Raw genomic sequence first — 236 nt, forward strand, 5'->3', positions numbered from 1 at the left:
CCCGCTACGCTGATTATGCCATGACAGCCGACGGCCAACGCGGGAAGTGTCATACTGCCGTCACCGCTGTATACCGTAAACCCTTCGGCCGCTCCGGCGGCTACGATCGTCAGCTGGTCGGTACCGGAACAGTCTTTGGTAGCTACGGTGTTCGGTATGTGGGAGAGCCTGATGGTCGTATCCGCATTTATGTTGACAATGGAGCGTCCCGGAACGTTGTACAAGATAAACGGCAC

1 protein-coding gene is annotated in these 236 nt (G+C 56.8%); it reads right to left on the reverse strand.

Annotated elements, in window-relative coordinates:
• The coding region (locus KVT34_RS31125) for a dihydrodipicolinate synthase family protein (protein ID WP_217563384.1) at window positions 1-236 on the reverse strand (236 nt) is incomplete at both ends.

The organism is Paenibacillus sp. GbtcB18, assembly GCF_019091125.1.
Classification (GTDB): Bacteria; Bacillota; Bacilli; order Paenibacillales; family NBRC-103111; genus Paenibacillus_F; species Paenibacillus_F chitinolyticus.